Origin of the sequence: Paenibacillus sp. KS-LC4, assembly GCF_036894955.1 — a bacterium.
Taxonomy (GTDB): Bacteria; Bacillota; Bacilli; order Paenibacillales; family Paenibacillaceae; genus Pristimantibacillus.
Window position 1 is genome coordinate 417,894 of sequence record NZ_CP145905.1, and the last position, 26,690, is coordinate 444,583.

Annotated in this window: 24 protein-coding genes; 10 read left to right on the top strand and 14 right to left on the bottom strand. The window is 47.0% G+C overall.

The window, feature by feature from the left end:
* Positions 1-132: 132 nt before the first annotated feature.
* Both V5J77_RS01855 and V5J77_RS01860 read right to left on the bottom strand, forming a co-directional pair.
* Complete coding sequence (locus V5J77_RS01855; RefSeq protein WP_338554092.1) at positions 133-1,173, bottom strand: ROK family protein; 1,041 nt, start codon at positions 1,171-1,173, stop codon at positions 133-135.
* 27 nt (positions 1,174-1,200) lie between these two features.
* The gene (locus tag V5J77_RS01860; protein WP_338554093.1) at positions 1,201-2,418 is read right to left on the bottom strand and encodes an MFS transporter; all 1,218 of its coding nucleotides are present in this window, start codon (positions 2,416-2,418) and stop codon (positions 1,201-1,203) included.
* Positions 2,419-2,765: 347 nt separating this feature from the next.
* Between V5J77_RS01860 and V5J77_RS01865 the strand changes: the two genes are divergently transcribed.
* Positions 2,766-3,941 carry a serine hydrolase domain-containing protein gene (locus tag V5J77_RS01865; protein ID WP_338554094.1) on the top strand — a complete coding sequence of 392 codons (1,176 nt, stop codon included), beginning with the start codon at positions 2,766-2,768 and terminating at the stop codon, positions 3,939-3,941.
* A 156-nt stretch (positions 3,942-4,097) separates the two neighbouring features.
* Here the strand turns inward: V5J77_RS01865 and V5J77_RS01870 are convergent, their stop codons facing one another.
* The 4 genes from V5J77_RS01870 to V5J77_RS01885 all read right to left on the bottom strand — a co-directional run bounded on the left by V5J77_RS01870 (position 4,098) and on the right by V5J77_RS01885 (position 8,884).
* Positions 4,098-4,268 (bottom strand): hypothetical protein, encoded by a 171-nt coding sequence (locus V5J77_RS01870; RefSeq protein ID WP_338554095.1) that lies wholly within the window; start codon positions 4,266-4,268, stop codon positions 4,098-4,100.
* Between the two features lie 125 nt (positions 4,269-4,393).
* On the bottom strand, positions 4,394-6,415 hold the full coding sequence (locus V5J77_RS01875; protein WP_338556505.1) for a serine hydrolase domain-containing protein: 2,022 nt from the start codon (positions 6,413-6,415) through the stop codon (positions 4,394-4,396).
* Positions 6,416-6,688: 273 nt separating this feature from the next.
* Positions 6,689-7,627, bottom strand: coding sequence for an alpha/beta hydrolase (locus V5J77_RS01880; protein ID WP_338554096.1), 939 nt, complete (start codon positions 7,625-7,627; stop codon positions 6,689-6,691).
* A gap of 165 nt (positions 7,628-7,792) precedes the next feature.
* Positions 7,793-8,884, bottom strand: coding sequence for a GntR family transcriptional regulator (locus V5J77_RS01885; protein ID WP_338554097.1), 1,092 nt, complete (start codon positions 8,882-8,884; stop codon positions 7,793-7,795).
* 433 nt (positions 8,885-9,317) lie between these two features.
* Between V5J77_RS01885 and V5J77_RS01890 the strand changes: the two genes are divergently transcribed.
* The 6 genes from V5J77_RS01890 (at position 9,318) to V5J77_RS01915 (ending at position 16,159) form a co-directional block, all read left to right on the top strand.
* A complete protein-coding gene (locus V5J77_RS01890) occupies positions 9,318-10,934 on the top strand; it encodes an FGGY-family carbohydrate kinase (protein WP_338554098.1) in 1,617 nt (538 codons plus the stop codon).
* Between the two features lie 2 nt (positions 10,935-10,936).
* Positions 10,937-11,632: an L-ribulose-5-phosphate 4-epimerase gene (locus V5J77_RS01895; RefSeq protein WP_338554099.1), complete on the top strand. Its 696-nt coding sequence runs from the start codon at positions 10,937-10,939 to the stop codon at positions 11,630-11,632.
* Between the two features lie 33 nt (positions 11,633-11,665).
* Positions 11,666-13,099, top strand: a complete 1,434-nt coding sequence (gene araA, locus V5J77_RS01900) for an L-arabinose isomerase (protein ID WP_338554100.1) — start codon at positions 11,666-11,668, stop codon at positions 13,097-13,099.
* A gap of 184 nt (positions 13,100-13,283) precedes the next feature.
* Complete coding sequence (locus V5J77_RS01905; RefSeq protein ID WP_338554101.1) at positions 13,284-14,039, top strand: class I SAM-dependent methyltransferase; 756 nt, start codon at positions 13,284-13,286, stop codon at positions 14,037-14,039.
* A 63-nt stretch (positions 14,040-14,102) separates the two neighbouring features.
* Positions 14,103-14,993 carry a helix-turn-helix domain-containing protein gene (locus tag V5J77_RS01910; RefSeq protein ID WP_338554102.1) on the top strand — a complete coding sequence of 297 codons (891 nt, stop codon included), beginning with the start codon at positions 14,103-14,105 and terminating at the stop codon, positions 14,991-14,993.
* A gap of 92 nt (positions 14,994-15,085) precedes the next feature.
* Positions 15,086-16,159 carry a phosphotransferase gene (locus V5J77_RS01915; protein WP_338554103.1) on the top strand — a complete coding sequence of 358 codons (1,074 nt, stop codon included), beginning with the start codon at positions 15,086-15,088 and terminating at the stop codon, positions 16,157-16,159.
* Between the two features lie 72 nt (positions 16,160-16,231).
* Here the strand turns inward: V5J77_RS01915 and V5J77_RS01920 are convergent, their stop codons facing one another.
* Positions 16,232-17,425, bottom strand: coding sequence for an XRE family transcriptional regulator (locus V5J77_RS01920; RefSeq protein WP_338554104.1), 1,194 nt, complete (start codon positions 17,423-17,425; stop codon positions 16,232-16,234).
* A gap of 37 nt (positions 17,426-17,462) precedes the next feature.
* A complete protein-coding gene (locus V5J77_RS01925) occupies positions 17,463-18,221 on the bottom strand; it encodes a hypothetical protein (protein ID WP_338554105.1) in 759 nt (252 codons plus the stop codon).
* A 277-nt stretch (positions 18,222-18,498) separates the two neighbouring features.
* Here V5J77_RS01925 and V5J77_RS01930 point away from each other — a divergent pair, with 277 nt between their 5' ends.
* The gene (locus tag V5J77_RS01930; RefSeq protein ID WP_338554106.1) at positions 18,499-19,434 is read left to right on the top strand and encodes a stalk domain-containing protein; all 936 of its coding nucleotides are present in this window, start codon (positions 18,499-18,501) and stop codon (positions 19,432-19,434) included.
* An 80-nt stretch (positions 19,435-19,514) separates the two neighbouring features.
* Here the strand turns inward: V5J77_RS01930 and V5J77_RS01935 are convergent, their stop codons facing one another.
* The 5 genes from V5J77_RS01935 to V5J77_RS01955 form a co-directional block, all read right to left on the bottom strand.
* The gene (locus tag V5J77_RS01935; protein WP_338554107.1) at positions 19,515-20,084 is read right to left on the bottom strand and encodes a manganese catalase family protein; all 570 of its coding nucleotides are present in this window, start codon (positions 20,082-20,084) and stop codon (positions 19,515-19,517) included.
* 107 nt (positions 20,085-20,191) lie between these two features.
* A complete protein-coding gene (locus tag V5J77_RS01940; protein WP_338554108.1) occupies positions 20,192-20,464 on the bottom strand; it encodes a spore coat protein CotJB in 273 nt (90 codons plus the stop codon).
* A gap of 2 nt (positions 20,465-20,466) precedes the next feature.
* On the bottom strand, positions 20,467-20,691 hold the full coding sequence (locus V5J77_RS01945; RefSeq protein WP_338554109.1) for a spore coat associated protein CotJA: 225 nt from the start codon (positions 20,689-20,691) through the stop codon (positions 20,467-20,469).
* A gap of 300 nt (positions 20,692-20,991) precedes the next feature.
* Positions 20,992-22,122, bottom strand: coding sequence for an AbrB family transcriptional regulator (locus V5J77_RS01950; RefSeq protein WP_338554110.1), 1,131 nt, complete (start codon positions 22,120-22,122; stop codon positions 20,992-20,994).
* On the bottom strand, positions 22,119-22,859 hold the full coding sequence (locus V5J77_RS01955; RefSeq protein ID WP_338554111.1) for an MBL fold metallo-hydrolase: 741 nt from the start codon (positions 22,857-22,859) through the stop codon (positions 22,119-22,121). The genes V5J77_RS01950 and V5J77_RS01955 overlap by 4 nt, the downstream gene beginning before the upstream one ends.
* A 172-nt stretch (positions 22,860-23,031) precedes the next feature.
* Between V5J77_RS01955 and V5J77_RS01960 the strand changes: the two genes are divergently transcribed.
* Entirely contained in the window at positions 23,032-23,916 is an 885-nt protein-coding gene (locus V5J77_RS01960; protein ID WP_338554112.1) for a helix-turn-helix domain-containing protein, read from the top strand.
* 175 nt (positions 23,917-24,091) lie between these two features.
* Entirely contained in the window at positions 24,092-25,792 is a 1,701-nt protein-coding gene (locus V5J77_RS01965) for a methyl-accepting chemotaxis protein (RefSeq protein WP_338554113.1), read from the top strand.
* A 78-nt stretch (positions 25,793-25,870) separates the two neighbouring features.
* On the opposite strand, the gene V5J77_RS01970 is transcribed toward V5J77_RS01965, so the two are convergent.
* The gene (locus tag V5J77_RS01970; RefSeq protein ID WP_338554114.1) at positions 25,871-26,671 is read right to left on the bottom strand and encodes a helix-turn-helix domain-containing protein; all 801 of its coding nucleotides are present in this window, start codon (positions 26,669-26,671) and stop codon (positions 25,871-25,873) included.
* Between the last annotated feature and the right edge of the window lie 19 nt (positions 26,672-26,690).

Here is a 26,690-nt window from a genome sequence, read left to right on the forward strand (position 1 = left end):
GGAAGAGGATACAAGTAGGGTGTAAATAGTAGGGTTTATATAGAACGAAGCCGCACGGCATCAGCCGTGCGGCTTTATTCTGTATGAATGTATTGCGAATACGTAAAAATCATGGTCAATCTATGATGAAGCTTATTCTGCTCCGGTGCCCAGCATCGTCTGGATCGTCATTTGCTTGAGTCCATGAATATAGTCCTTCTGCCAATCCCTTAGCATAAATTTCGGAAGATGGGCTATAGGCACATAAGATGCGCTGCGGCTCTTGACGTCCTCCAGCTCTTCCTCGGATAGGTTGATGCTGCAAAAAATAAAAATATCCGGATTCAGCGTCGCCGTGAAAATCGCAACCAAGCGGCTCAGGGCATCGCTCAGCTTCGGGTCATGCGGCTGTTTTTTGGAGCCAGCGGCCAGCTCCTGAATAATATCGCCAAAGCTTTGCTGTTCAAACAGGGGCAAATAAAAAATCTCGCCGGCAAAATAAGAATGGCCTCTAACCAGCTCGCCATTAACGATGATGCCTGCACCAGGGCCATTCCTTCCAAAGTAAATATAGACGAGCGACAGCTCCTGATTGTTGTCCAACTGATTGTGATAGCCAAGTACAGTGATATTCATATCATTTTCAATCCGAACTTGAAGCTGATATCGGCTTTCATAAACGGCCTTCAAATCATAGCCGTTAAATTTCTCATAGCTGGGAATATGGAAAATTTGTCCGTTCGTAACGCTTGCAGGAACGCCAAAGGTTAAGGCGCGGATGTTCGGATAGCGCTCTAAATAATCCTTCATTTGCCGCTCCAGCGCTTCCGGTCCTTCATCTAAAATACCGGGCAGCGTGTCCTGCAAGATGACCTCGCCTACATAATTCAGCAAAGTGTAGATCGTATAGTCCTTCTCCAAATAAACGGCTAGGCCCGACATATGCGCTGCATGCAGCATATAGCTTTGCGGCCTGCGGCCTCCGCTGGATTCCCGCAGACCCGACAGCAAAACCTCGCCATCCGCCTTCATTTCCTCCATCGCTTTGCTCACGGTGGGGAAGGTCAGTCCCGTGATTTGAGCGATTTCGACCTTGGTCGACTCCTGCTCATAATAGAGCGCGGTGCGGATTTGCTGCCGGATCATTTCACCCATTAGCTTTGGATTTACAAATGGAAGCTTTATTTTTGTCACCCTCCTGACGGTTATAAAATGTGAGACCTACTTGGTTAATGGCGCTTCCTTCTCGCCAATTGGCCTTGCAGCATGGGAGGTTAATCCTGCGAATACAATACCTACAAGCACGACGATTAAAGCCATTCGCAAGCCAATTGAATCGCCAACCATGCCTAGAAGCGGGGGGCCAACGAGAAAAGCTAAATAGCCGGCTGTTGCTACAGCCCCGACTCTGACGGCTACGCCATGCGGATTGTCGCCAGCGGCTGACAAAGCGACAGGGAAGCCGAAGGCTGCGCCAAAGCCCCATAATACAACGCCGATAGAAGCGATAATGTAATTGTGGCCCAAAATCACGATAAGCAGGCCGGCAATAGCGGATACAGCCGACGCCCGCAGCATAGCTACTCGTCCGAACTTATCGAGCAGCATGCCGCCAGTTGCCCGAACGATCGTCATGGCAGCTACAAAAATGCCATAGACGAACGAGCCTGTTGAAGCAGAAGTATCGTAGCCATCAACCATAATTAAAGGAAGCCAGTCATTGGCCGAGCCTTCGGCGAAGGTCATGCCCAAAATAATAATGCCAAGCAGCAGAGTGCGCGGTTCCTTCCAGATCGCGAGGCGTTCTTTCGTCGTTAGCTTAGGAGCATTTTTGTCTGTTTTACTTTCTTGTCCTGTTCCTTTAGGCACGAATCGGGATAAATAGACGATGAGCACAGCTAATAGAAGGAGAACAATACCCAAGTGTATGATGACGGGCACCTGAGACTTCGTTGCTAGCCAACCCACGACAGCGCCGATAAAGGTTCCTAAGCTGAAGGCAGCATGCAAGCCGGTCAGCAGCGATTTTTTCGTTGCGCGCTCCAGCATGGTGCCCTCAACATTCATTGCCACATCACAAATGCCGAAGCCAAAGCCGAAGATGGCTAAGCCTATGAACATAACAGAAGCATAGGTAAAAAAAGAGCTTCCAAGAACAATGATGGCGAGGCCTCCAGCAGCAATGAGCATTCCGTTCATCATGACAAAACGTCCGCCCTTGCTGGCAATAAAATGTCCTGCACCAAGCAGGCCGAGGATTGAGCCGACAGACAGTCCGAAAATAATCCAGCCCATCTCGCCGGTCGAAGCGCCGAGTGTATCACGAATGGCCGGCGTGCGGGAAATCCATGATGCTGTGGCAAAGCCGCATAAAGTAAAAATCACATAAATGGCATTACGCCATAATTCAAGCTGTCTTGCATTTAATTGTTCGTTCATAGGAAGCTCCCCTTATTCGCTGACATACTTTTTAAAGATATTTAATAACTAGGCAAGCTAATCATAACGTATTAAATCCGCATTAAAAAGCGGTCTTTTTGCGGAAATTATATGGGATTGTGGGTTTGGCATAATGTCCTGCTTCGTAGTGGTGCTGACACCGAGTGAATATTTCATTGCAATCGGCTCTTATAAATTTAAGGTTTTCCAAGCAAACTATTTTAATTTTGATGGTTTTAAAGCTGATTTAACTTAATTGCCTTATATAAATGAAAAAACTTATTTTATATAATTTACTTATAAAAACAAAGCGCAAAGGCTTTAATTTTTCGAAAGGATGAATACTGATGAGCAAGATGGACCCAAGTAAAATGAATCCGATTTTTTTACAACGCCGAATGGATGAAGTAATTGACCAAGCGATTGCTGACAAGCGTCTGGTCGGTGCTGTTATTAAAGTGGCGGTAGATGGAAAAAGGGTTTACAGCCGCGCTGCTGGTCTTTTCGACCGCGAGATGAATAGGCCCATGCGAGAGGATGCCTTGTTCCGCCTAGCTTCCGTTTCTAAGCCTATCGTTTCAACCGCCGCTCTAGTGCTGATAGGGCAAGGGCGCCTACAACTGGACGACCGCGTTGATCGCTTTCTTCCAGAGTTCCGACCACGATTACAAAACGGAGAGCTTGCAGCGTTGACGATTCGTCATTTGATGACGCATACCGCAGGTCTGACTTACCGCTTCTTTCAAGAAGAGAATGGCTCCTACCAACAAGCCGGGGTATCAGATGGCATGGATCAATCTGGTATTACGCTAGAGGAGAACCTTCAGCGTATTGCCTCTGTTCCGCTACTTTATACGCCAGGTGCCGAGTGGAAATATTCCATCGCGACAGATGTGCTGGGAGCAGTCATTGCAAAGGTGACGGAAACAACGCTCAGCGAGGCCGTGCATTCCCTCGTGACAAAGCCGATTGGCATGACCGACACCGATTTTATCGCAGTGGACCCAGACAGACTGGCTATTGCATATACCAATGATAGTCCAGAGCCGAGACCGATACTGGACCCTGACGAAATCGACTTTTTGGAAGGCACGGCAGGCTTCCGGCTTGCTCCAGGCCGTGCACTTGACCGTACAGCCTACCCTTCGGGAGGAGCTGGTATGGTCGGCAGCGCCGAGGACTTTATGCGACTGCTGGAAACGCTGCGTACGGGAGGGGCACCCCTGCTGCCGGAGACTTTGGTTCGTGAGCTGACTGCCAATCAGATTGGGGATTTGCCTATGGCCTATTGGCCAGGGCGCGGCTTCGGCTTAGGCATCACGGTGCTCAAGGACCCTATTGCGGCAAATACACCGGAATCACCGGGTACATGGCGCATGGGCGGCACCTACGGTCATTCGTGGTTCGTCGATCCAAAGCAGCGGCTCAGCGTCGTTGCGTTTACCAATACCGCATTGGAAGGCATGTCGGGCCAGTTTACGGTTGACCTTTGTGAAGCTGTTTATGATGGTATCAAAAAATAGTCATTCCAAGTAAGCTGAATCAGACGACTTTCTTCAAAATAAAAAGGATTGAAGCAGCTTCATTCAGGGGACTGACCCCAGGCTGCTTCAATCCTTTTTAAATTTCGATTAATCCTGAATGATTAACTATGCGTCTAGGACGTGTCTGAAAACTAGTTAAATTTCATTTTTGGAAATACCATTTAAGCTTGGGACATAATCGGCAGCCTTATTGCTTGTCAGCGTCTGTGCTTCTTCCGTTAAATGATCGTTATTTTGTTGATTGTTTTTCTTGTCTGCACGATTATTTGAACGGTCCAATTTGGAATCGGCGCTATTTTTGGGCATCCTATTCACCTCCATCTTTTCAATACATAGTATGAGAGGGTGGTTTGAATTTTATGCGAAAGCTCATTCACTGCCGATCAAATTGACTACAGCCACTAAGGGGCCGACAGAGTAGATACGCAGGGTTACTGTTTCAATGAAATTTCAAACGTGGAACCAGCCTCGCCTGCAAAAACAATACTGCCGTTCTCCGGCAATATGACCTGATTATTATTGCTGATCACGGTATGGTTGATACATATACCGGCTTGATTATAAACTGCAAAGGAGCCCTTCGCAGGCATTTTAACCGTCATGATCTTTCCTTTGTTTTTTGCTGAAACGGAAAACCATCTGGCTTCGCCGTCGGCTTGAATCGTTGCCCGGGATTGTTTACCCGAAAAAAGCGGTTTGACCAGCGCTTCGTTGGCGTATATGTTGCCTGCTGCTGAAAGATACTCGACTCCATTTTTCTGAAAAAAATTAATTTCCATCGTGTCACGACCGTCCATGACAGGAATTTGCAGTTGGTTAACAGCTTGGTTGGGGCCAACAATCTTATTATTCAATACATACCCGGGAGCCTCTTTAAAGGTTTGAAAGGGTATAATGGGTGTGGAATTAAGGTAAAGCATAGAGGTATATTTCCCGCTTACCATATAATATTTTTGGCCTTCGCGCTTTGCCCAAGCGTCAGCTACATCTTTGGATAATGGATTGGCTTCGAGCTTTTCAGCGTTATATTTGGAGACGGCCGTTTGTCCCAGACCAGGAATGTTTATATATAAGCGGGACCACATATAGGTACGACCATTTTTCTCAACGACGAATTTCAGCTTTTCTGTGCCCGTCTCGTTCACAAACGAACCATCAGCTGTATAAATATACGTTTCGGCAGGACTATTCGGTATGACAACCGAGGACACAGACAATTCACCATTAGGGTTCATTTCGACCTTCATTAGACTGCCTGAGCGACCACCATAAATACCTGCATATTGGGATAATTCCTTCGGCATATTTGCCTTTATCGGCACAGCATACGATTTATCCGGTTTCCGTTCTTTAATCACGCCTTTCTCCTGAAGGGCGCTAAGCAGCAGCTCGTTCGCGATTAATTGATCGAATGCGCTTGAACCACCCGAAGAAATAACGGCGGCAGACATATTGTATTCAGGCAGCACGACTAAGGAAGAATGATAGGAAATCGTGTCTCCACCTTTTGAGAGTGCCTGAATGCCGTACTCGTTGAAGGGGAACAAGCGGACACTGTCCCAGCCTAATCCGTATGACAGGTAGGAGGGAGCGGCTTCCTCTGGCCACATGCCGCTTTTATACTCCTCTTGTTCCATAGCTTCTACCGATTTAGCAGAAATAATGCCCTCGACCTGTCCCGTGAAAATTTGTGAAAAGACAGCGAGATCTTCAGCTGTGGAGTAAATGCCTCCCGATGCGATAATATTATAATTCTCTTGTGGGAGCTGTCCCTCATACACAGGAGAATAGATGCCAGCCAGCGCCATCGGATCAATGGAATCCTGCGGTGTTTTTGTATGCAGCAGGTTGAGAGGCTCAGTCAAATATTTGTGAATAAACGCCGTAAAGTCCATGCCGCTAACTCTCTCTACTAAAATCTCAGCTAACGTAAAACCATCATTGCAATAGACCGAAAAAGCTCCCGGGTCTGCCTTTAAGCTTTGCGCTGCTAATTGCTCTAGAAATGTATCATGTGCATAAGTATCATTATCTCCGTATAGGGTTGCATTGCTGGCTGTCGTTCCGAGAAGGCCGGAAGAATGATTCAGCAGCATGCGCGGAGTAATTTGCGTGTAGCGGCTGTCCTTCATTTTAAAGTCAGAGATATAGTTCACAACGGGCGAATCCAAATCGACCTTACCCTCGTCTACAAGCTTCATTACAGCTGTCGCGAGAAACATTTTACTTGTCGAACCGATGCCGTATATCGTATTTGAGGAAAGTGGAGTCGCATCCTCGCTATCATTTTTGCCTGCATGCCCTGAAATCGTCATTTCCCCAGCATCAATGAGCGCATATTGCACGCTTGTAACGCCGTACCTTTCTGTCAGCAGCTTGGCTTTCTCAGCAGCTATTTTCTTAGTCGCCTCAAAAGCATGAGGCTTGCTATCCACAGCAGCATTTGCGGCCATTGGGGCGAGCAGCGTCAGCGCGAGGGTAACAGCAACAATAGAAGTTCGTTTCACTCGTATCTTCTCCTATCCTCTTTGGTATATTTAGCTGCCTTAGAGGGCATCTAAGGAAAGTTTACAATGCTTGGATGTCCTCCCCGTGACGTCAATATGAACGGAGTATGAATAGGTGGCGAAAAAAAAGGCCATGGCGTCATAGGCAAGAGACCTTGCACATATGGCCATGGCGTGGAGATGAAGAGGAGCGCTTATCCGCTTCGCTCGACAGTCGGTTTACTTGGTTTCTTCCATAAAAGACTTAAAGTTTTCAGCAATCTCTTTGGATTTGGTATGGTGCAAATAATGTCCGCCTTCAAAGGTCATCACTTTTCCATGCACAGAATCTTTGACCTGCTCTTCATGCAGCGGCACCCAGGTTGGGATTTCTGCATTGTGAGCTTGGATAAAGAAAATAATCGGCAGCTCTTTCGGGAAGGTGAGATGCTCTGCTGCTTTAAAGTTAGAAGCAATATTTTTCATTTCATTCAGCATGGTAGGACTATTGCTGTTCTTGAGAGAAAGCAGGGTCATTTGCTCTTTGGTTGCTTCGTCATAAGGCAATCCAGCATAAGGGCTGTCCCCTACCTTCATAGCCAATCGAAGGAAGCCGGATTCTTTTAGAAGCTTAAACATGTCTATAGGAAGCTCGACGTCCATGCCAGGCTGTGTCGGAACACTGCTATCAACGCCGGCAAATGCGCTCACTTCGTTCGGATATTTATTCGCATATTCGATCCCATAAATGCCGGCTATGGAGTGGCCCATTAAAATATAACGGTCAATGTTAAGAACCTGCAACGCTTCATGGAGCTCATTGACTATATTTTCTGTCGTACGCTCTTTGTCCGTACCGTCACTTAATCCATAACCAAAAGGTTCAACTGCAACTACTTTATAATAAGGTGAAAGCTCATCAATTAGCGGTTTGAAATCGAGCGCTGGCGCTGCTGTTCCATAACCTGGCAAGAGCACGATGGTCTCCTCGCCATCCCCCTGAATCAGCACATTCATCTTTTTCCCGTCTACGGGCACGAGCATACCATAGGCGTGTATTTTTCCTAGCTCAGATTTGCTGCTGACCTTATTCACTATAAATACAATGGCGATAAAAACGACGATTGCTATAACAATTGCTGCTAATATTTTTAGTAGAATCCTAAGCCATTTTTTCATAATCGTATCTTCTCCTGTCGTTATCTCGGTAGTGGACTGCCTGAAAGGCTGTTAATGTAAGCTTATACTGCAAAGATGTCCTAGCGATGACGACAATGTGAACGGAAGATGAACGAGTGAAATAAATGCTGCGGCAGTGCAAAGAGACGTTCCACAGAACAGAATTTACTCCACTTCAATCTCTTTTACCGTTTCCCCTTCAACTAACACGGGCTGGTAATACGTGCTCACGGGCAGGTCTTTTTTTCCTTGCAGGTTTTTAATGACCCAATCCGCGGCGTCTCTTCCCATTTGCTCTTGGGGGTGAGTAAGAGTCGTAAGCTTAATATTGGCTGTTTTGGCGATATACGAATTGTCTTGGCCAATGATGGAAAGTTCATCTGGAATGGATATTTCCAGTTTTCTACAGGCATGGACAACTTCCAAGCCTACCTCGTCATTGTAGCAAACAAGAGCAGTCAGAACATCCCTATTATCGCTCAGAAACTCCTCCAAGCTGGTGGAAAGGTCCGGCTTCGTCGCCGTATCGAAGGAAAGCACCTGCTCGGGGTGAAACCGTAATTTGGCTTCGCCCAGCGCTTTAATATATCCCTTCATCCGATATTTCCCTTGTAGATCGTCCATCTTGGCAATAATGCCGATCTGGGAATGCCCTTTAGCAATCAGCTCCCGGGTTGCGAGATAGCTGGATTGCACGTCATCCAAACAGAAGAAAGGAACCTCCAGCTCTTCATAGTAGGCGTTAATCATAGTGAATGGAACCTCCTGCTCCTTGAAGGACAGGTAATAAGCAATATTGGGGTTGTATAAATTGCTTTTGGTTGGCTCAATAATAAGACCGTCCACGCCGTAGGACAGCATCATCTCCAGCGCTTTTTTTTCCTGCATAATATCATTATTTGTACTGGCTAACAGCAACGAATAGTTGTCTTCGTTTAAACGGCCTTCAATGCCACGGATAATAGAGGGGAAAATGTAATCGGAAATATAGGTCGTAATGACGCCAATCGTTTTTTTTGCGCCATTCCCCCCGGCTCTGGAGCGGTATTGACTGCTGACATACGTGCCAGATCCCTTCTCGCTTCTTAAGAACCCTTCGTTAGACAGCTCCAAAATTGCCTTTCTAACCGTCTGACGGCTAACGTTATAGCTGCTCTGCAAAGCAGACTCTGTAGAAATTTGTTCTCCCGCTTTATACGTACCCGATAGGATATTGCTTTTTATATCATCAATGATGATTTGATATTTAGGCTTCATGCAATCCACTTCTTTCGTCTTTGTTCGGAAATTTGTACGTACACATTCTAACATGATTTGCAGTGAATGAAAATGCAGTGTCATTTTTCACGAAATAAAGGGTGTCATTTCATGCTTGCTCTACGATTTTTTACATAGGAGCACGTCTGATAAAAGAGCGCTGGCTCTAGCAATTAAGAGGTAATGGCGTCGTTGTTGGTATAACTATTTGTTAGTGTTGACAAATGTACGTACAAAAAATATACTAAGGCTGTCAGCAATGGAAAGCGCCTTCTTTTGATTGAATCATTATGCTTCTTTTGTGGGATAAACGGTTCAGTCTGAAGCAGCTATCATACGAAGCAATATAAACAAGTGATTTTAAATTTTCATTCACTTTATTTGCCATCCTTCAGGTTTAACAACCGCGAACAGAGAGGGGACTTGCGTGATCATGAGTCATGAACAGTTGAAAGAAGCGATAGCTAAGGGAGAAACCTCGCTAGGTATCGAATTTGGATCTACGCGAATCAAGGCGGTATTGATTGATCATCGTTTTGAGACCATCGCGTCAGGAAGCTATGAATGGGAAAATCAATTAAAAGACGGATATTGGACATACAGTCAAGAGGCTATTATAACAGGCCTTCAGACGGCATATCGTGAAATGAAGCAAGACGTGGAACGTAAATACGAAGTCACGCTCAAGACGGTGGGCTCGATCGGGTTTTCCGCAATGATGCACGGCTACATGGCGTTCGACAGCAAGGGCGAGCTGCTTGTACCGTTTCGGACTTGGCGCAATGCTACAACGGGCGAGGCAGCAAGGGAGTTGACGGACAAGTTCCAATTCAACATCCCTGAGCGCTGGAGCATCGCTCATTTGTATCAAGCGATATTAAACAAAGAGGAGCATGTGCCTCGTATTGAATTTGTGACGACTTTAGCTGGCTATATTCATTGGCTGCTTACGGGCAATAAAGCGATTGGTATTGGGGATGCCTCTGGTATTTTCCCGATTGACGAAGCAACGCATAACTACCATCCCGCAATGGTCAAGCAGTTCGATGAGCTGATTGCGGCAGGCGGCTATTCCTTGAAGCTGGAGGAGCTTCTGCCGAAGGTGTATCTCTCAGGCGAGCAGGCTGGTGAGCTGACTGAGGCGGGTGCCCGTATGCTGGACCTGTCGCAGGACTTGCAGCCAGGCATTCCGCTTTGTCCTCCAGAGGGTGATGCCGGGACAGGCATGGTTGCCACCAATAGCGTGAGAAAACGTACGGGGAACATCTCCGTAGGAACCTCCGTTTTTGCGATGCTTGTACTTGAGAAGGAATTATCCAAGGTCTATCCGCAAATTGATATGGTTACGACTCCAGACGGAAGTCCGGTCGGCATGGTGCATGCCAATAACTGCTCCAGCGATATCAACGCATGGATGGGCTTGTTCCGTGAGTTCTCTGTAGCCATGGGCTACGAAGTGGACAACGAAAAATTGTTCAGCGTAATGTTTAACAAGGCTTTGGAGGCCGACCCGGATGGCGGCGGTTTGCTCAGCTACGGTTATTACTCAGGCGAAAATCTTACCGGAATTGACAAAGGCCGACCGCTATTCGTCCGCTCGCCTGAGAGCAACTTCAATTTAGCTAATTTCATGCGCACTCATCTGTTCACTGCTTTTGGAGCGCTTAGGCTGGGCATGGATATTTTGACCGAAAACGAGCAAGTCGCCATTGACAGCATTTTGGCTCACGGCGGTCTATTCAAAACTCCTGTCGTCGGACAAAAGATGGTAGCAGCGGCGCTGAATGTTCCTATTTCGGTCATGTCCACAGCCGGTGAAGGCGGAGCTTGGGGAATGGCGCTTCTAGCTTCTTATTTGATCAACAAGGATCAGCAGGAGAGCCTGGACGACTTCCTTGAGCAGAAGGTGTTTAAAGATGCTGAAGGGCAGGAAATTGCTCCGGACCCATCTGATGTATTGGGTTTTGAAGTATTTATGGAACGCTACAACAGCGGGCTGGCTATTGAGCAGGCAGCTGTAGACCATCTGCTGGAGAACGGGAGGGACTAACGATGTTAGAGCAACTGAAAGAAGAGGTATATGAGGCGAATCTGGAATTGCCGAAGCACGGACTCGTAAAATTTACATGGGGCAATGTAAGCGCAATGGATCGGGCAAGCGGTCTGTTCGTTATTAAGCCAAGCGGTGTCAGCTATGACAAGATGAAGGCGAGCGATATGGTCGTTGTCGATCTCGATGGCAATGTAGTTGAGGGAGAGCTTAGACCTTCCTCCGACACGGCAACTCATGCTGTCTTATATAAGCATTATCCGGAGATCGGGGGCATCGTGCACACTCACTCCACTTGGGCAACGATTTGGGCACAAGCAGGACTTGATGTGCCGGTAATGGGAACGACGCATGCGGACACCTTTTATGGAGCTGTTCCATGTGCGCGTTTCCTGAATCAAGAAGAGATTGACCGGGGGTACGAGGCTGAAACGGGACGTGTCATCATCGAAACGTTCGAGCAGCGCGGTCTGGATGTCATGGCCATACCGGCTGTCCTGCTCCATGGTCATGCACCATTTACTTGGGGCAAGGATGCGAAGTCGGCAGTTGTGAACAGCGTTGTGCTGGAGGAAGTTTGCAAAATGAATTTGTATGCGCGGCAATTGAATCATTTTGCCAAAGAGCTGCCGCAAGGCATTTTGGACAAGCACTATTTACGCAAGCATGGGAAAGACGCCTACTACGGGCAGAAGTAATCATTTTATCTACTATTAAATTTAGAAAAGAGGATGATTGTAGTGACAGTAACATTAGCTAAACAGTTCTGGTTTGTCGTAGGTTCTCAAAACCTGTATGGGGATGAGGCATTGGCCGAAGTAAAAGCAGATGCACAGAGAATGACGGATGCGTTGAATGCAAGCGGTGTGCTGCCTTACCCGCTAGTATTGCAGGACCTGGCTATCAGCGCAGATAAAATTACAAGCATCATGAAAGAGGTTAATTATCGCGACGAAGTAGCGGGCGTTATTACGTGGATGCATACGTTCTCGCCTGCAAAAATGTGGATTCGCGGAACGAAATTGCTGCAAAAGCCGTTGCTTCACCTGGCTACACAATACAACGAAAGCATTCCTTGGGCCACGATTGACATGGACTTCATGAACCTCAATCAGGCTGCTCATGGCGACCGCGAATACGGCTTCATCAATGCCCGTCTGAAGAAGCAAAACAAAATCGTCGTAGGCTACTGGGAACGCCCTGAGGTGCATCAGCAAATTGCCGACTGGATGGACGTAGCGGTTGCCTATAACGAAAGCTTTAACATTAAGGTAGCTCGTTTTGGCGACAATATGCGTAACGTAGCCGTAACGGACGGAGATAAAGTAGAAGCTCAAATTCAGTTCGGATGGACGGTAGATTATTACGGCATCGGCGACCTCGTGCAATACGTGAATGCCGTTACGGAGCAAGAAATCGACGATCTGATGGGAATATATGCGGAGCTATATACCTTTGATTATGGCACGAACAGCAAAGAGTCTTGGGAAGCTAGCGTAAGAGTGCAAGCGAGCTACGAAATCGCCATGAAACGCTTCTTTGAAGAGAAGGGCTACAATGCCTTCACTACAAACTTCGAGGATTTGCATGGCATGAAGCAGCTTCCGGGTCTGGCTGTCCAACGTCTGATGGCACAGGGCTACGGCTTTGCCGGCGAGGGCGACTGGAAGACGGCTGCGCTTGATCGCTTGCTGAAGGTGATGAGCCATAACCAAAACACAGGCTTTATGGAGGACTACACGTACGAGATGGCGGCTGGGCAAGAAGCGATCCTGCAATCTCATATGCTTGAGGTAGATCCGACTTTGGCTAGCAACAAGCCAACCATCATCGTTTCCCCATTGGGTATTGGCGACCGCGAAGATCCAGCGCGTCTCATTTTCGACGGTAAAGCGGGTGAAGGTGTCGTCGTTTCCATGGCTGATTTCGGCACGCATTACAAGCTGCTGATTAACGAGATTTCCGCATTCGAGCCGACGGTTCCAGCTCCTAACCTTCCTGTAGCGCGTGTGCTGTGGACCGTTAAGCCGAACTTCCAGGATGGAGTCAAAGCTTGGATCGAGAATGGCGGCGGTCATCATACTGTCGTTTCCTTGAACCTGACGACAGACCAAATCGTAACGTATGCGAAATTGGTGAACCTGGAGTACGTTATTATTAAATAACATCGTTATGCATTCAAGCAAATAAACGTTTTCTTTAAGGCCGGGGGTGATCCTCCGGCTTTTTATTTTGCTCTAATAAAGTGTTGTTTCAGCAGAAGTATGAAACAACAGATGAGCTTTTGTCGTCTTATAAGTATGAACCCAAATTTAGTTAATATGATTCGACTACAGGAGGAGTATAGTCATGAATTTAAAGCAATCATTTTCGAATCGAGTGAAAGATTATGTTAAATATCGTCCGACCTATCCTAGCGACGCAATAGATTATTTGTATAATATTGTAAAACTTGATGAGCATTCGACCGTTGCTGATATTGGAGCAGGGACAGGAAAGCTATCTGAACTACTGGTTGAAAGAGGTACTCATGTTATCGCAGTAGAACCAGATCAGGAAATGCGGCAAGCTTGTATACAAATACTTGGACATGAGTCCAACTTTCATGCGGTGGAAGGTTCAGCTGAATCCACATGTCTGCATGACAATTCCGTGGACTTTATCGTTTGTGCACAGGCGTTCCACTGGTTCGATCGTACGGTTGCAAACAAGGAATTTAAACGAATTTTAAAAGACCGTGGTAAGGTTATTTTAGTATGGAATACACGTCAAACAAAAGGAACCCCTTTCTTAGAAGGGATAGAGCATTTATTGTTTAACTATGGAATTAATTACTCTGAGGTGAATCACAAAAACATTTCAGAAGATGAAATGCAGTTGTTTTTTCGAGAAAATACGATGGAGAAGTCCGTTTTTAAAATGCAACAATTATTTGATTTTGAGGGTCTAAGCGGGAGAGTCATGTCCTCCTCCTATACTCCTACGCCTGAACATCCTAACTACGGACGTATGAGGGAAGAATTGAAAAAGCTATTTAATCAATATGAGGAAAATGGGAAAGTAACTTTTATATATGATACAGAGTTATATTGGGGAGAGCTTTAATATTCACTTAAGGAGCTATCATGCCTATTGCAGGGAACAACATTTTATAGGAGCGTGGTATGAATGATGGAGCCCTACAAGGTTCTATCTGAACTTCTAGCCCGAATAGAAGAAGATGTTTCTGGTACGATGGAGACAGACTATTGGGCTGATCTCCCGATCTCCGTTGTTCATTTGCGTCGACTCTTCAAGTTCGCTTTCGGCGTGCCGCTGCAAAGCTATATCCGCTCTCGAAGGCTGGCCGTCAGCTTGGAACATTTGATGCTAACGGAGAAACGGGTTCTCGACATTGCAATCGAATGCGGTTATGAACATGAGCAAACCTTCATACGCGCGTTTAAACGGGAGTATGGGCTTACGCCCGGCGAATGCAGGCATTGTGGCAAGAGCATTCACGTAACACCTCCGCTTCATTTATTTCCAAAGAACAATGTTGGTGGAAATTTGGTTTACGGGCCGGAAATGGTCATGCTGCCAGCCCTCCATTTAATCGGTCAAATGTATCAAATTGAAATCGCCGAAGCGCCGACAAAAGCACCCGAGGCTGCCAAGCAGTTTTGGTGGAGCAAACGGCACGAAGTGCCTAATCCCATGGAGCCCGATATTTATTACGGTTTAACGAGGACCCCTGACCCAGCGCTGAGTTGGACATCCTACATACCATCTATGCGCGTAAACAATCTGAGGCATATTCCTGATGGATTTACGGGCGACACCGTACCTGCTTCCTTGTGCGTCGGGTTTCGATATATCGGGAATCATCATTATGAAGAGCTTGATGAATTTCGCGCAGAGTCGCTATATAAAGCTATAGATAGGCTTGCACAGGAGCACAACGGGAAATATGAGCTTCTGGACAGCGAGTTCTTCCTAGAGAAAATTGATACGGGCGCCTATGATGGACAGTTTTGTCAAATGGAATGGTATACACCTATTAGAGTGAGGCACGCTTAAAATGATCAAAAAAGTCCATTTAATGTACCGCTATTGTGGTAGATTTTGTTGTATAGAAGCATAAAATAGATGCTTGAACGAAAGGAGACAGAATGAATTATAACGAGACGGTTTTAATCGGGGATACCTATTTGATTCCAGCAGTAACGGAATTGTTCGGATTAGAAGGCTATGAAATGAAGCTGATTCCGGCACATGAAGGAGGAAGGAATGTCGTATATAACTGTGAGAAAGGAGGGAGTGCTTCAAAAATACTCAGAATATCTTTCTTGCCCGACAGGAGCCGGGAGGATTTCCTAGGGGAAACGGAATACATTCGGTATTTATTTGAGCATGGAGGCAGTGTCTCGAATGTAATCAGCTCCCGGAAGGGGAAGCTTCTGGAGGAAATCAGCTACAACAACCATACCTTTTTTGTTTGCCTGTTTGAAAAGGCCAAGGGGAAAATGCTTGTAGAAAATAATTATCGGTACCGAGAAGGGGTGCCAATTACCGAATATTATTATAATTGCGGTAAGGTCTTGGGGAAGCTGCACCAAATATCGAAAGGGTATACGCCTGCTCATCGTCGGCATAGTTTTTTTGATAAATACAATGTGGACTATATGGATAAACTGATACCAAGCTCCTTACCTCTGCTGAAGGAGAAGCTGGTAGAGCTTCTCCATACCTTAAAAGGAGTGGACAGCAACGAGGATACATTCGGTATGATTCATTTTGATTACAACGATGGGAATTATTCAATAGACTTTGATAACGGGCAAATCACCGTATATGATTTCGATAATTCTTGTTATTGTTGGTATATGTTTGACTTGGCTGGTCTCTGGACGCACGGAGTGGGATGGATACAGTTCGAGCCAGACGCCGATAAGCGTAAAAAGTTTATGGATGATTATTTTGAAACAGTCCTCGCGGGATACACCTCCGAGACCAAGATCGAAAAGTCGATGTTGGATAAGCTGCCCTTATTTATTAAAGTTACGCTCATGGAAAATATCGTTGACGCCTTCGAGGTGATGCGTAACAACGGTGAGGAGCCGGAATGTGATGAGGAGCTGTCGTATCTTATAAAATGTTTGGAGGATGATATTCCGTATAAGGGATTTTTCCACGAGATTTACGATTGTGAAGAACCCTTTGAATATGAGGAACGAACGATTTAAATAGAATAGCCAGCACTTAGGCCGCGAGTACTTCGACGGCCTTTTCGTGCATGCAACGAAACATTAATCCTATTACTTATGCATAGATAGTTCAGAAATATCACGAAGCTCAAAGTCTTGGCTTCGAGTTAGGTATTGATTGAAAAAGCTGGCATCAATTCCTGTGAGCTGATGGAAGAAGGGGATTTCGGCTTTCCAATCATTCTCAAGCATTCGACCAATGTCGATAACTCCTTTTTTTGAAACAAAATCAATGATCGTTTTCATTTTCATTGGTTTCTGAATTGGAATTACGTTATCAAGCGGTTCGAGCTCCAAATAGCCTTTCCGATGCAAGGCTGCATAGAAGTTACGATGATCCTTTGGCTGAATGATTCCTAGATTAGCTGCTCTATACCCGAGTACCTGAAGCGAAGTTTTCCATTTCTTTTTTAAATCTAAATAATCATCTGGATTAGTAGGATGGGACACGTCCTGCATATCGGTGGTGAATTCGTCTTCAGGTAATAATAAGGCTCCAGCAAACATATTGGCTTCATTCTCAATAAGCTTGTGTTCTTTCCGGTCTAAATTCGTAAACTCCATACGATAATGCAGTAATAAATGACCTAATTCATGAGCGATATCAAAGTTCCTGCGAACGGCTGAACGCTTCATATTGCCTAAAATAATATACGGCCGATCATCCAGCGTCCAAAGGCTATAGGCATCAATTTCCTCACCAATAGCCTTTTCAAACACGAAAACACCGCTTTTCTCAATTAAAAACATAAGATCATCATTATTCGTTTTGGATAGCTCAAGCCTTTGTCGCGCCAAAAGAGCAACATGATTGATTTGAGCAGCTCTATCATCCTCGGTATGATTTAAATACGCTATAACCTCATTACGTAATTTAATCATTTTAAGGGTAGGATAACTAAGCTTGGTGGTGAGATAATTTACAAATACATCCAAAAATTCAACATGCTTAGCCTCTGCTTGCGTTTTTGAGATGACATTCAGCACTTTAGAGCGATAAGCAATATTCGATAAGTCGATATTGGCGGAAGTCATATTGTTTTCAAGCATGTCCTCTGTATAAAAATATTTACTCTTCACTTGAAAAATCCGTTTTAATTCATTTACGATTTGCATTTTAGGAGATGTATAAGCATTCTCATATTGCCAGACTGCTTGTTCGGTTACGCCTAACTTTTCGGAGAGCTCTTTACGCGAATATCCGTGCATGATTCGTAAATTGGTTAGGTTCTTACCAATAAACATGCCTGCTGCCTCCTAATTGATTTAACATAATGCTATTTTATATATCCTGTTGTTTGTCTTTTTCGATAATACCGATATCAAATGCCGCTGGGTCCATACGATCATCATTGGGTTCAGGTGCGATTACTTCTCGGTCCTCATCAGATAATGCAGCCCCTGAGATGAAATCGGACAGATCCTCGACCAGGTAAGCCATGTTATCATTTGGATTGGGCAAATAGTGCAAAATCTCGGAAATTTGATACGCTTCATCAATCGCATAAGTGAGTATGTGAAACTCATCGTAAGAAGATTTGAAATCATCCAACTCAGGCTTGACCGCACTTTCTAATATAAATAAGGAGAGCTGCTCGACTTTCTCGGTTCGTGCCCCTCTTCTTGGCGATTTTTCTGAGGCGGAAAACACCAAATTTTTATTGATTTTTGAAAGCTCATGAAGATAGGTGCGAATAGAGCCGTTACTTACGATCTCATCTGGGAGTGTAGCTTGTGAAAAACAATCTTCATTGAAGTAAGCGGCATTTTTAATCAGAAAAAGAACCTTGGAATCTCCATTGATAAATTGGAGGTAGTCCCATGTTAATCCAGCCTTTGCTTTCTTATAAGTAAAGCCATGAGCGATACATTCTTCGGCGAGCTTGCTCTCGATAAAATTACCCTTCGTCCAAGAAAACGCAGAGCTGATTTTCATTTTCGATTTTCTGTCTTTGCGATGATCAACGTAATCACGATATCCTTCGACAATCGCATCAACAATCATATGATTATGTTCAGGACTGAACTTGTATGTATCCATAGAAAACACCCCAGTTCGCTAAAATGAAGACAGTTAATATTGTAATCGAAGTTAGGGTGTATTGGAATGATTTTTTTTGTTTTTCTTAAAGTTTCAAGCTATATCTTGCTATATCTTTATAGTGGATTGTTTAAATGATGTACTGTTCTTCTTGAATCTATTCATAGGCTGCCTAAGATTACACCAATCAATGGCAACAAAGAGCAAAATGCAAACGTCTAGTTATTGCAACTCTCAATAACGACTTTAGAATAAACGGGGCAAGAGGAGAAAACGCATGAAATTAAATGCTGGAAAAATCGTAGTGCTGGGAATTGTTGCCGCGATTGTTATCCCTATTTTGCTGTACGCGGAGTTTCAACATGGCTTTTATCAAAAATTTCGCTTCGAGCAGCGGGCGGAGCATTATTTGGCGGATACCTATAAAGAAGAAATGACGATTGTGAACGTTCGCTATTTATGGGATAACATAGAGCCGCTAGCAGCGACTGTGCATCCAAAATCCGATCCATCGCTCCAGTTTTATATTTACCCCAATGAGGATCGGGAGCTCGGGTTATCGGACGATTATGCGACCACTTTATGGAAAATACAGGCGTTGAAGGAAGTGGAGACACGGCTTCAACTCGTGCAGCCGGAGTACGCCCGCCACGCGAGTATTGATTTCTCCTGCTGCAAGGTCAGTGAATATGATTTTGCGTCTATTCGCGGGGAAGTTCCACATTACGGGACGACACAGCTGCCCTTCGATTTAGCAGTTACGCTGGAAAGGGCGATGAAGGCAAGCGATATGGATCATATGTATCAAGCGGTGGCGGCTCTTCGGGAATCCTCGTCACTTGTACTAGGGAGCCTTGTTTTCCTTTTTCCGCTTGCGGAGGCAGACGCTTTCGCTGTATTTGAGCTTCCAGGTGCTGCCTTAAATGCTGTCACCTCCGCAGCGGATATGGAAGCCTACAATGCAACGAGGATACCTGCACAAGAGATGGCTGAGCGCATCGGAGCCTCTCTAGAGTGGGACGAGCAGAGAAGCGAGGCGATCTTCACCCGGGAGGATACGACATTGGTCGTTCGCAGCTGGGGAAATGAGGCGTTTCTGAACGGAGAGCCCATTGCTGATCCAATAGGCGCTTATATTGGCGACTTCATGCAGCTCATGGTGCCGGTCTGGTTGGTCGAGCACGCTTTTGATCAGAAAATAGCTCTGTGGTAGCTCACCAAATCCGAATTGAGAAAGGAGTATAGCAGCCAATAGAAGATGGCTGCTTTACTCCTTTTTGGTCTCTCCCTCCCTCAATAAACCTTCTTCTGCTCCCGATCCTCCTTAATGATCTCTACCGCTTCCTTGAAGCGCATAGCATGCACGATCTCCCGCTCACGCAAAAACTTCAGGCTGTCCTGCAAATCGACGTCATCGGTCATATCAATCAGCCACTGATAGGTGGCTCGCGCCTTCTCCTCAGCCGCAATATCCTCGTATAAATCGGCGAGTGGATCTCCTTTCGCTTGTATGTAGGCAGCGGTGAAAGGAACACCTGAGGCATTGTTGTAAAATAGCGCGCTGTCATGACTAACATAATGCGGCCCAAGCCCAGCTGCTTCAAGCTGCTGAGGAGTTGCGTCCTTAGTCAGCTTATAGATCATTGTAGCGATCATTTCTAAATGCGCGAATTCCTCCGTTCCGATGTCCGTTAGCAGACCAATGACCTTGCTTGGAATCGTATACCTTTGATTCAAATAACGCAGCGCTGCTGCCAGCTCGCCATCGGCGCCGCCATATTGCTCGGCGAGATAACGCGCCATTCGGGGATCGCATTTGCTAACCCGAACAGGGTACTGGAGCTTTTTCTCATACACCCACATGCCGTTGCCACCTCCAATAAGCTAAGCCGCCGCTTTTTGAGCCTGCATAGCCCGCCCAGATTGAGCGGCAGCCCGCTGTGCTTCATATTGACTGTCTGACAGGCTTATTAAACCTGCCAAGGCCAAGGCGTATCCGGCCACTGAAATGGAAAGCCAGAGAAGCTGTGTCCGTAGTTCATCAGCGGCCCGTACTGCATCTCGAACTGCTGGGCGCATAGTCGCCGCTGCTGGGCTAAGTAATTGAACTGCTGCAAGGCTTGATGGTCATGTGGATGGGTATCGAGATAGAGGTTCAGCTCAAGCAGGCCAAAATCCAGCTGCTGCAGCTCCAATAGCTTGGCATAGTAGGCTGTATCGCACACGATAGGCTGCTCACTCATGGCTAATAGCTCCCCCCTCCGCATTTCGATTCGTAAGGGCTGTAAAGCGCCGGCCATAAGGTTCCAAGCCGCAGCGCCTCCTCTAGCGAAAACTGCGGAAGGTTCGTCGGCTGAAAAGGAATGTATTGGTTCGGCGGAACGACATACGTCCGCACAATCATCGGCTCACACGGATCATGCGGTCCGACGAAAGGGTACCATCTTCGAATTTGTGAATTGCTGTTCATGCACAGCCTCCTTCATCCAGCCAGAGCCGCAGAATTTCCCGCGCTGCCTTGCATCCGTGCTGGAGCAATTACTTATATGTATGAGCAGCGCCCAGCTATATTGCCTGTCTGCTGCAAACTTTCCAACGCTCGGCTTGAAAATATGACTTTTTTTAGGGAGGGACAGCCCCTGATTACCCTATATCTGGAGGCAGCATCTGATTGCGCTCAAGCAGCACCCATAGCTCCTTGGCTAGTCAGGACGATAAGCGGAAGATAAAAAAAGGACAGCGCGGCTCCGATCAAGCCCGCTGTCCTTGCTTATTGGTTTTTCAACAATGGATGTCCAGCGGTGCCTGTCGCCGTTCCAGCTCCAGTTCCAGTTCCGCTGTCGCCCCCGATCCGCTTGAAAATGAGCCGAAGCAGCGGCGGAACCGCAAAGTAGATAAACCAAATGCGGAACAGCTGGTAGCAGCTGACGATAGCCACATCGGCGTGAATTTCCTTCGCCATAATGCCCATTTGATCCATTCCGCCGGGGGCCATGCTTAGGAAGGCAGTTGCAGGCGCAATCGCATGCAGCTTCTCAAGCAACATGGTAAGGCCGAATGCGCCGACTAGCAAAACAATCCCGCTGGCGACAGCGAGAAGCATCATGCGCACTTTGTTTTTCATAATCTCAGGTCGCAGCAGCAGCCCCACATAAGTGCCAATCATCAATTGTGCAGCGTTAATCATCGCTGAAGGCAATACGGGGGCATCTGCGCCCACGCCGTGAATAATTGCCGTTGCGATCATCGGCCCAAGCAAATAGGCGGAGGGCACTTTGAGCTTTTTCGCCAGCAGCGCGGCCGTCACACAAGCGATGGCAAGCGGCACAATGCTGGGAAATAATGCGGCCCAGTGCGCTCCCTCAGCACCATCCGTTATTGCTTTAGCCGTCTCATGCACGCCGCCAAAAAGAGGGCTGAACACGAGCAGCGGCACACAGAAAATAATCATCATTAATCGCGATACCTGCAAAAAGGTGACGACCGTAACATCAATCCCCTTCGTATCCTCCGCCAAAATCACCATTTGCGACAAGCCGCCGGGAATAAAGCCCATGAGCACGGTCGGCAGCGGCAGTCCGGACAGCTTGGCGAAAGTTACGGCGATTAAACCGCTGAACAGTAAAAGCAGCACGGTCATCAGCACCATGGTCGGCAGCTGATGACCCATCTGCCTGATTGTATCCAGCGTTAGCGACAGACCGATCGAGTAGCCGATCATAATGAGTGCAGTATCGCGTATAGGGCGGGGCCACTCTGGCCGCAGCTTCTCCTTGAGCAAGCGGGAGCCGAGGAAGGCGAAAACCATCGGGCCGAGCAGCCAAGACAGCGGCACCTGAAGCAGCGTGAAGAGAAAACCGCCAGTCAACGCAAGTGCAAGTGTAATAAGAAAGCGGATCACAGCTGATCAGCCAGCTCGGCAATCCGTTTGTTTGCATCCCCTTGGAATAACCCGCCGTGGTAGCAAATCACTTGCTTGATGTCAAAAGCTTTAAATTTGCCGAGGGAACGGATAGCCTCAGCCATATTAGGTGTAGCGGCAGGCACTGGCCCAGATAGCTGGCCATTGATAACGACCATGGCATCGCCCGCAAGAAGCGTCTTGCTCGGCTGGTGGTATAAAGCGACATGCCCTGGCGTATGGCCGGGTGTATGAATGACGGTAAGACCGCCGCCGAAGTCAAGCGTATCGCCATCTGCAATCGTCAAATTGACGTTCGGCCGGGATGGGTGTATGAAGGTGTTTTCAAAGGCATTCCGCTGTGGTTCAGGCATTGTCTCTAGCAGCTGCGCGATCCTTTCAGGAGATGCCTTGAGCAGCGGCTCTTGCCCGTCAATGGCCGCCTGATCTCCAAGATGAGCGTAAACGACAGGCAGCTTGCGGCTCTTGGACATAAAGCCTGGCAAGCCGCCAATATGATCTAAATCCTGATGGGTAAGTATAATTGCGCTAGGCGGTACATCGGGGAACCCCGCTTCTACGACGATTCGCTGAATGGCTTCGGCAGAGCCGGGCAGACCAGTATCCACCAGCACCCAGAAATCCGGTCCCCATATTGCTGTGGGATGGAATACTCGTTGATTGCCACCCAAGCTTAAAGTCAATTCCAGCATTTCAATTCCTTCAGCTATGCGCATGTGCAGGCCGCCGCGTCTTTCCTAATTATATGGAGACAAGCGGCAGCGCACCTCCTTTAACAGTAAAGTAAAACTTATGAGTTCAATATAAAACTTATTAGTTTCAGTGTCAACTCCACACATTGACCTTGGTCTCTCCCCATGTCAAGATAGGAGTGAGGTGGGCATACAGATGGAGGAGTTACGAAAAGGAAAAATATTGGACGCTGCTTTAGCGCTTTTTCGAGAGAAGGGCTACAGCGCTGTATCCATGCAAAATATTGCTGAAGCTTGCGGCATGGCGAAAGCTAGCATTTATAAATTTTTTGCTTCCAAGGAAGATTTATTCACCGAGGTGTTTACCGTCTGCTACCGTTCTTTACTGGAGCAGGAGGCGGAGCTTGACCGCGTGCAATCGCAGCAGGGCCTTGCGCCAAAGGAGAAATTTCGCCGGAAAATTGAATTCCAGCTGTATTATACAATGGAGAATCATTTGTTCATGCTCGACTTTAAGGAGCTGCCGATTACGGCTAATGACAAGTTTTTGACCGCATGGCAAAATAAAAAAGCCGCTATGCTGTCGTGGCATCGGGAGCTGCTTACAGAGGCGTACGGTGAGCAAATCGACCACATCATATGGGATGTCGTCACGATTTTTCGCGGCATGCTGCTGCAATATTTATCCTATGCGATTCAGAAGGTTCTAGCTGTGCCGATGGCTGAGCTGGCGGCTTTTCTGGTGGACCGGATGGACGCTGTCGTCCGCGATATGGCGGCCAAGCAGCCGAAGCCGATTATAGACGGCGCCAATGTTTATTTTAACCATTTGAACCCAAGCAATAAGACAGTACGGCAGGAGACGATCCAGCAGTTTCTGTACACGCTAGCAGAGAAAATAGACGAGCTGCCTAAGCCAGAGGCGGTTCGCGCAGAGCTGCGGGAAGTCGTTTCGCTTATTCAGCAGGAGGCTCAGGCAGAGCGGCGAAATCCGACCCTTTTGCGTGCGCTTGCAGCGTATTTGAACAATGTCTTCGAGCTAAGGGCAGATGTGCGCCAGCTGAATCTCCTGCTGTTCTGACCGTTTTCAATGGTGAAAGGATGGATTTAAACACATAAAACTATTTTTAACAACGATTGTAAAAATAGGCGGCAAATACAGCAGTAGAGTTAGAAAATTTATTTTGTCGGCGTATTCACTCCCTCCCTAAGAATGTCGATATACATATCACATATATCTTGTGAGGAGTGAATTTATGAGATTTAGCATTCGATTCAAATTGCTAGCGGGTTTTATTTCGGTAGCATTACTGCTTGTTGCAACAGGGCTATTCGCTATACTTGCAATGAACGGGATGGGCGACAAAGCAAAGGAAATGAATGAAAGATGGATGCCAAGCGTGGCGCTGCTAGGCATTATGAATGGGGATGTGTCTGACATTGAGCGTCTTGCCTTAAACATCATCGTAGAAGAGGACGCAGATGAGCTCGACAAAATGAACACGGCATTGAATGAACTGCAAGATAAAATTAAAACTGAACGGGAGCAATTAGCAGCGCTGACCCAAACGGAAGAAGAAAAGGCGCTATTGGATGAATTCGGGAAAAGCTTGGATCTTTATCTAGCCAAAATGCCCGAGTTTGTTGCATACGGAAAAGAAAATAACTTTGCTAGAGCGAGTGAGCTGCATACGGCAGCCTATCCGCTTTGGTATACAGCTAATGATAATATTACCAAAATGATCAATCTGGGAATAGAAGGTTCGAAAAATGCTGCGGATCAGTCGGTCGACTTGGCTGTGTCAAGCACAAATACCATTATTGCTGTAGTCATCGTAGCTGTAATACTGGCGCTTGCTATTGCAATCATTATTGCACAGATGGTATCCAAGTCTGTGCAAAAGGTAAGCAGAGCAGCAGAGCAAATTGCTCAAGGCGATTTGACTGGGGAGACAATCGTTGTTAAAAACCGTGATGAGATCGGCGATTTGGCTAAATCCTTTAATGCCATGACCCATAGCTTGCGCGAGGTTATTCATTCCGTTTCGATGACCTCCTCGCTTGTTGCCGCCTCCTCTGAGGAGCTGATGGCAAGCGCTGACCAGAACAGCAAGGCGTCGGAGCAAATTTCCGAGACGGTCGAGGAGCTGGCTGTCGGGACAAACGAGCAGGTCGAGATGGTGAAGCGCTCCTCTCAAGCTATCGACGAAATGTCGATTGGCGTCGAGCAGATCGCCTTGCGTGCGCAAAGCGTATCCACATCGGCGCTCGATGCGGCGACTCAATCGTCAGAGGGTAATCGGACGATTCAACAGGCCGTTGTGCAAATGGACTCCATTCAGCGCTCGATCTCCTCACTTGCTGAGCTGGTTACTGGACTTGGCGAGCGTTCGGATGAGATTGGCAAAATTACCGATGTCATTACGGCTATTGCTACGCAAACCAATTTGCTGGCTCTAAATGCGGCAATTGAGGCGGCAAGAGCAGGCGATCACGGTCGCGGTTTTGCGGTTGTAGCGGATGAGGTCCGCAAGCTAGCCGAGCAATCCTCCGCTTCGGCTATGCAAATTACCGGATTGGTTAGCGTGATTCAGAAGGATACAATTAACGCAGTCCAAGCCGTGACAATGAATAAACAAGAGGTATCGCAGGGCATCTCCGTTGTGACAAATGCTGGAGAAGCGTTCGAGCAAATTTTAGAGGCTGTTAACAAGGTAGCTGGCGAAATTCAAGAGGTTTCGGCTAGCGCGGAGCAAATGGCAGCAAGCACGGATGAGGTTGTCGGCTTCGTGAAGCAGATCTCCCACATTGCGGAGGAAGCTTCGGGCGGCGCGCATAATGTGTCAGCAGCGACACAGGAGCAGCTTGCTTCGATGGAGGAAATAGCTTCCTCGGCAGCATCGTTGTCCAGCATGGCAGAGGAGCTTCAGGATAAGATCAGCAGATTCAAAGTTTAAGCAAGTAACGCTCCTAAGCGTTATTTGAAATAATAGCAAAGAGACAGCACCCGTTCATATAAGGGTGCTGTCTCTTTGCTATTTGCGAACGTATTCCTGCGGCGTGACGCCGATAACGGCTTTAAAATCCTTAATAAAATGCGACTGGTCGTGGTAGCCAAGCTCAAGCGACAGCTGCGTCCAGTCGTGGCTGGGATTGCGATCCAGCATTTCAGCGGCATTTTGCAGCCGATACAGCTGAATGACCCATTTAGGCGAAACGCCGACATATTGGTCGAATAGACGCTGCAGCGATCTTTTGTTGATATGAAAAACCGTACACAGTTGGTCAACCTTCGTAGCGTCGCGCTGTGCTATAATCCAATCGACCATTTGATTAATGAGCGTGACCGATTCATCCTGCACGGGCAGCTTCGGTTTAATGATACGCTCGGCGAGTTCGACCATTGCTGCTCCCCCTTCCTGTGACAGCAGCAGTTCCTCCATGGCTGCACCATCGACATCGAAGATTTCACGAATGTCCAGCGGGCTGCCAGCTAGAGAGGACACCGGCTGCTGTATAAAAGGGTAGAAGCCGCCAGGGCGAAATTTTGCCCCGAAGACGCAGCCTTTGCCTTTTACAAGATAACTATACTTCTGCTTGGCTGCGCCGAAAATACCGCTTCTTCCCTGCTGAATAATAAGGTTCACGCAAGGGTTAGGCACAACCTCCTGCAAATACTGCTTTTGCTCAGACAAGTCCCAGCTGACGATCCAGAAATGCTTGACGAAAAAGGCGATATCCTCGGAAGGCGCGTAACGCGTAAGCTGAAAATTTTTCTCCCCTTCCTGCAAATGCAGGAGGCCCATGCTTGGTCGATGCCCGTGTGTGCTCATCATCCATTCCTCCGCCGTTCAT